The organism is Psychrobacillus sp. FJAT-21963 (assembly GCF_001420585.1).
Classification (GTDB): domain Bacteria; phylum Bacillota; class Bacilli; order Bacillales_A; family Planococcaceae; genus Psychrobacillus.
Genome location: NZ_LJIY01000009.1, coordinates 1 through 5293, shown reverse-complemented (window position 1 = coordinate 5293; position 5293 = coordinate 1). Strand labels below are relative to the sequence as shown.

3 protein-coding genes, 16 tRNA genes and 1 rRNA gene are annotated in these 5293 nt (G+C 39.3%); 3 read left to right on the top strand and 17 right to left on the bottom strand.

The window, feature by feature from the left end:
• Window positions 1-205 precede the first annotated feature (205 nt).
• From AN959_RS16605 to AN959_RS16595, 3 genes are all read left to right on the top strand, one after another.
• On the top strand, window positions 206-541 hold the full coding sequence (locus AN959_RS16605; RefSeq protein ID WP_053588294.1) for a helix-turn-helix domain-containing protein: 336 nt from the start codon (window positions 206-208) through the stop codon (window positions 539-541).
• Between the two features lie 14 nt (window positions 542-555).
• The gene (locus AN959_RS16600) at window positions 556-1020 is read left to right on the top strand and encodes an ImmA/IrrE family metallo-endopeptidase (protein ID WP_053588293.1); all 465 of its coding nucleotides are present in this window, start codon (window positions 556-558) and stop codon (window positions 1018-1020) included.
• Window positions 1021-1599: 579 nt separating this feature from the next.
• A complete protein-coding gene (locus tag AN959_RS16595; protein WP_056832402.1) occupies window positions 1600-3081 on the top strand; it encodes an alkaline phosphatase family protein in 1482 nt (493 codons plus the stop codon).
• Between the two features lie 300 nt (window positions 3082-3381).
• On the opposite strand, the gene AN959_RS16590 is transcribed toward AN959_RS16595, so the two are convergent.
• The 17 genes from AN959_RS16590 to rrf form a co-directional block, all read right to left on the bottom strand.
• Window positions 3382-3463, bottom strand: a tRNA-Leu gene (locus tag AN959_RS16590).
• 32 nt (window positions 3464-3495) lie between these two features.
• Window positions 3496-3569: transfer RNA gene (locus AN959_RS16585), tRNA-Cys, on the bottom strand.
• Window positions 3570-3579: 10 nt separating this feature from the next.
• Window positions 3580-3654, bottom strand: a tRNA-Gly gene (locus tag AN959_RS16580).
• A gap of 6 nt (window positions 3655-3660) precedes the next feature.
• Window positions 3661-3732: transfer RNA gene (locus AN959_RS16575), tRNA-Gln, on the bottom strand.
• Window position 3733: 1 nt separating this feature from the next.
• A tRNA-His gene (locus tag AN959_RS16570) sits at window positions 3734-3809 on the bottom strand.
• A 38-nt stretch (window positions 3810-3847) separates the two neighbouring features.
• Window positions 3848-3923 (bottom strand) — tRNA-His (locus AN959_RS16565).
• Between the two features lie 25 nt (window positions 3924-3948).
• A tRNA-Trp gene (locus tag AN959_RS16560) sits at window positions 3949-4022 on the bottom strand.
• A 10-nt stretch (window positions 4023-4032) separates the two neighbouring features.
• Window positions 4033-4116, bottom strand: a tRNA-Tyr gene (locus tag AN959_RS16555).
• Window positions 4117-4124: 8 nt separating this feature from the next.
• Window positions 4125-4200 (bottom strand) — tRNA-Thr (locus tag AN959_RS16550).
• 8 nt (window positions 4201-4208) lie between these two features.
• Window positions 4209-4284: transfer RNA gene (locus AN959_RS16545), tRNA-Phe, on the bottom strand.
• 143 nt (window positions 4285-4427) lie between these two features.
• Window positions 4428-4503 (bottom strand) — tRNA-Asp (locus AN959_RS16540).
• A 4-nt stretch (window positions 4504-4507) separates the two neighbouring features.
• Window positions 4508-4584: transfer RNA gene (locus AN959_RS16535), tRNA-Met, on the bottom strand.
• Window positions 4585-4603: 19 nt separating this feature from the next.
• Window positions 4604-4679, bottom strand: a tRNA-Val gene (locus tag AN959_RS16530).
• 24 nt (window positions 4680-4703) lie between these two features.
• Window positions 4704-4778, bottom strand: a tRNA-Glu gene (locus AN959_RS16525).
• A 27-nt stretch (window positions 4779-4805) separates the two neighbouring features.
• Window positions 4806-4897 (bottom strand) — tRNA-Ser (locus AN959_RS16520).
• Between the two features lie 5 nt (window positions 4898-4902).
• Window positions 4903-4977 (bottom strand) — tRNA-Asn (locus AN959_RS16515).
• A gap of 10 nt (window positions 4978-4987) precedes the next feature.
• Window positions 4988-5103 (bottom strand): 5S ribosomal RNA (rrf, locus tag AN959_RS16510).
• Window positions 5104-5293 lie beyond the last annotated feature (190 nt).

The following is a 5293-nucleotide window of genomic DNA, read 5'->3' as shown; positions in this document are numbered from 1 at the left end:
TGTAGCAATATTAACTTATTATATATTTCATAATGTTAATCTCCTTTCAAATCTATGAATTTAAAGTTTCATTTGTGAAACCTATAAGATGACTTTAACAGGCAAAAGTTTCATAGTCAACTACTTTTTAATAAAAAAATTAAAATAAGTTGTCACAAGTGAAACTTTAGATTATACTTACATTAATTAATAGGGGGTAGTAACGATGTATTCAATAGGCAAAGAGTTAAAAAAAATTAGAGATGAAGAAAAGTTGTCTCAGGAAGAATTTGCGGAAAGAATAAATAGAAAAGCAGGTCTTTCAATTACAAAGGGTATGGTATCCAAATGGGAATCAGATACTACTGAACCTAAGACAAGGATGTTACGAGCTATTGCAGAAACCTTTAATGTCTCTATGGATAGAATACTTGGATTAGACACTCAACAGTCTTATTCGAAAATTGAAACCCTTGCTGCCCACATCGATGATGATGTTACAGATGAAGAAATGGAAGCAATTAAAAACTACATTAACTATATTAAATTCAAACGAGATTAAATGAGGTGTAATGTGTGGATTATGAACGATTGATAATTGAATACCCGCATATAAAGATTATTGAAGATCCAACAATGCCTAAAGGTCTCGGTGGTATATATATAGATAAAAGGATATATATAAATAAGCTAAAAAATAGTTATGAAAAACATGGTATTCTTGCAGAAGAATTGGGACATTACGAAACGACATACGGGGATATTACCGATTTAAATCTAGTCCAAAATCAAAAATTAGAACTCGTTGCTAGAAGATGGGGATATGAAAAAGTTGTATCACTCGAAAAGCTGATAGAATGTTATGAGCTGAGGAAAATTACCTTAGAGGATGTTTGTGTTCATATCGAAATAACTGCAGATTACTTAAAAAAATCGATTGATTATTATGTCGATAAATACGGACTGAAAAAAGTTTACAAAGGATATGAAATCACTTTTGATCCGCTGAATATTAAACCCATAGATACCATAAAGTTTTAAATACACGCCATTATCAATGGCGTTCTTCTATTGATAAAAAAGAAAATATAAACTCTATACTTAAATTGATAATGAATGTAATTTAGTTATAAAAATTCACAGGCATTCAAAAGTTCTCATTATGTTGGTATTTTTCATGGTACTCATTTATACTTAGATCAAATTTATTATTGATGGAATTGAGACTGTTAGTATAACGAAGCTAACTTAGATAATTCTTTTCCAAAAAGTTTGTGTGTATAAAGTAGGATTCGGTACAACGGTATCATTAATTAAATTTTGAATTGTTTTAATATAAATAAAATCCTTGTAAATGTTGTTAAATTAACATTTGCGAGGATTTTTTGTTTTTGAGAAAAGGATATTTGTCATGTTGCTAGAAAGTATAAGTTCCCATTTACGCTTAAAGCAAAAGGAACCAAAATGCTGTCTGAAGCAGATGAAACAAATGAAGGACCAGCACGTTTTACAATTTTTCATCTCTACAGGAAAAAAGTGGGTAGTATAATAAATTCTAAAAATCAAAAGATATAAAATAGTGTACTTTCCAAAAGTAAATGGTAGTGAGGATGAAACCATATGAAGCAAGACCCACAAACGCTAAAACCAGTAATTTTGCTAAACATTGATTCTTTGATGCCCGAACCGCTAGAAATTGCCATCCAAACCGGACAAGCTCCTGCCTTAAAATTTCTAATGGAAAACGGCAGTTATATTCCCAATATGGTGAGTTCATTTCCGACAATGTCTGTCACTATTGATAGCACTCTCTTGACAGGTACATATGCTGATGAACACCACGTTCCTGGCTTAACTTGGTACGATGATTCCAGAATGGAGATTATTAACTACGGGACTGGTTTTCGCGAAACGTTTAGGTTAGGAATGCGTAGTACCGCCCATAACATGCTTTACCGACTGAATAATGAGCATTTAAGTAGTGAGGTTTCTACAATTTATGAGGATTTGGCCAACAAGGGAATTCCTTCCGCTTCTATTAATTCTTTTGTCTATCGCGGAAATACCCCCCATCGGTTACACGTACCTCGATTACTCAGTACACTGACCCGCTTCAAGGACGGTGAATGGACAACCAACGCCACATCCATTTTCTCTTTAGGTCTCTTTTCTAAATTGCGACCGTGGGGATTCACAACGCAAATAGCTGCTGGAAATTATAAATTTACAGCCCGGGAGCTCAGATATTTAATACGTAAGGACAAACTCCCAGGATTTACATTCTGCATATTTCAAGATATGGACACCCGCCTTCATTTCAAGGGTCCGAAAGATTTAAAAGGAATTACAAAAATTGACCGAGAAATCCAAAAAACGTTGAATATGTATCCAAGCTGGGAGGAAGCTCTCAATCGGAATGTATGGATGGTGATGGGAGATAACGGCCATTCTCCAACCGGTTCTAACTACCGGAAATTTATTATTGATTTACGTAAAATACTAAAAAAATATCGCATATCCAGACTTGAGAGCAGCGTACGCAAAAAAGACCAGCTTGTCCTATGTGTAAATCAGCGTATGGCTTATATTTACATATTGGATAAGAACCTGCCACTATCTGTTATTGCAGAACGTCTAATGAATGATAGACGAATCGATATAATTGCCTGGAAGGATAATAACTATATAAACATTACATCTGGCTTGAGACAAGGAATATTGCGTTTCTGTCCAACTGGTAAATACAAGGATGAATATAATCAAACATGGAGTATAGAGGGAAACATCGAACTTCTGGATTTGCATATAAAAAATGAAAAAGAGTTATCTTACGGGAATTATCCAGATGCGTTAGCTAGGATTTATAGTGCATTACACTCCCATTCGGGTCGTTTCATTGTCGTTAACGCTAAACCAGGTTGTGATTTTAAAGCCCAATCCACACCATTTCACCTTAGTGGGGCAGCGCACGGTTCATTACACAAACAAGAAACACTTGTACCATTATTGATTGCAGGAACCACCGCAAGTCCAACATTCCCACGTATTGTCGATATGAAAGAATTTATACTTCGGTTATGCTCCGAACAACGTGGTGAGTAGGGGATGACTTCAAAAGCAACTTAAAGCAAAAGGAATGAAAATGCTGACTGAAGCAGGAAATGAAGGACCAGCTCATTTTACAATTGAAGATCCAGATGGGAATCAAATTCTTGTAGATCAACATCGATAAAAAAGAAGGAATAATGCTATCTACATACAACATGTAAATGGGAACTTATACTTTCTAGCAACAATACAAATATCCTTTTCTCAAAAACAAAAAAATCCTCGTAAATGTTAATTTAATAACATTTACGAGGATTTTATTTTTATTAAAACAAATCAAAATTTAATTAATGATACCGGTGGTCGGGGTCGAACCGACACTCTCGAAAGAACGGGATTTTGAGTCCCGCGCGTCTGCCAATTCCGCCACACCGGCAAATAAAGTGTTTCAAATGTTAAATTAAAAATTGGAGGCGGCAACCGGATTTGAACCGGTGATAAAGGTGTTGCAGACCTGTGCCTTACCACTTGGCTATGCCGCCGAATTATAGTTGGAGCGGAAGACGAGGTTCGAACTCGCGACCCCCACCTTGGCAAGGTGGTGTTCTACCACTGAACTACTTCCGCAAAAAACTGGGGTACCTGGATTCGAACCAGGGCATGACGGAATCAAAATCCGTTGCCTTACCGCTTGGCTATACCCCAATGGGGCGACTGATGGGAATTGAACCCACGAATGCCGGAATCACAATCCGGTGCGTTAACCACTTCGCCACAATCGCCATTATTAAATAAAAAAAGAGCTAACTCAAAAGGAATATGGGGCGACTGATGGGAATTGAACCCACGAATGTCGGAATCACAATCCGATGCGTTAACCACTTCGCCACAACCGCCATTATTCAAAGTTAACTTATAAATTGGCAGGGGCAGTAGGAATCGAACCCACATCAAAGGTTTTGGAGACCTCTATTCTACCGTTAAACTATGCCCCTATATAAAAACTGGTGGAGGGGGACGGATTCGAACCGCCGAACCCTAAGGAGCGGATTTACAGTCCGCCGCGTTTAGCCACTTCGCTACCCCTCCACTATTAGTGGTGCCGGAAAGAGGACTTGAACCCCCAACCTACTGATTACAAGTCAGTTGCTCTACCAATTGAGCTATTCCGGCATTTTAAATGGTGGCTCAGGACGGAATCGAACCGCCGACACAAGGATTTTCAGTCCTTTGCTCTACCGACTGAGCTACTGAGCCTCTTCGATTTACGCTAAGCTGCGCAACTCTTTGTCAGCTGCACTCACTCATTCAGTCACGTACTTTAGTACGCTCCTTCTTTCGTTCGATTGCTTCCTCGATTTGCTTGCTTATCCTAAATCTCTAACTTATTAAATAATAAATGGCGGTCCCGACCGGGATCGAACCGGCGATCTCCTGCGTGACAGGCAGGCATGTTAACCGCTACACCACGGGACCATTTTGGTTGCGGGGACAGGATTTGAACCTGTGACCTTCGGGTTATGAGCCCGACGAGCTACCGAACTGCTCCACCCCGCGACAATATTATATTTTTTAATGGTGGAGGATGACGGGCTCGAACCGCCGACCCTCTGCTTGTAAGGCAGATGCTCTCCCAGCTGAGCTAATCCTCCAAAAACACTGGTTAATTATTTAAATGGTGACCCCTACGGGATTCGAACCCGTGTTACCGCCGTGAAAGGGCGGTGTCTTAACCGCTTGACCAAGGGGCCATTATATTATGTAGAGAGAAAATTATCTGGCGGAGAGCAAGGGATTTGAACCCTTGAGACAGGGTTACCCGCCTACACGATTTCCAATCGTGCTCCTTCGGCCACTCGGACAGCTCTCCAGAAATGGCTCCGAAGGTAGGACTCGAACCTACGACCGATCGGTTAACAGCCGATTGCTCTACCACTGAGCTACTTCGGAATATTATTATGCCAAGCGACGTCCTACTCTCACAGGGGGAGACCCCCAACTACCATCGGCGCTGAAGAGCTTAACTTCCGTGTTCGGTATGGGAACGGGTGTGGCCTCTTCGCCATCATCACTAGACATATTAATTTGAAAGACAAGATTAATTGTACCATAACTAGAGATTATTTCAATAGTTTTTTGATAAAATTTCTATATTCTTTCAAAACTGGATAAAAGACATTGATGCTCGTAAATTCATATTTGGTTAAGTCCTCGATCGATTAGTATTCGTCAGCTGCACGTGTCGCCACGCTTCCACCCCGAACCT

Excerpts from the sequence above, each read along its gene's own strand:
- AN959_RS16605 (WP_053588294.1), top strand. The coding sequence starts at position 206 with ATGTATTCAATAGGCAAAGAGTTAAAAAAAATTAGAGATGAAGAAAAG.
- AN959_RS16595 (WP_056832402.1), top strand. The coding sequence starts at position 1,600 with ATGAAGCAAGACCCACAAACGCTAAAACCAGTAATTTTGCTAAACATT.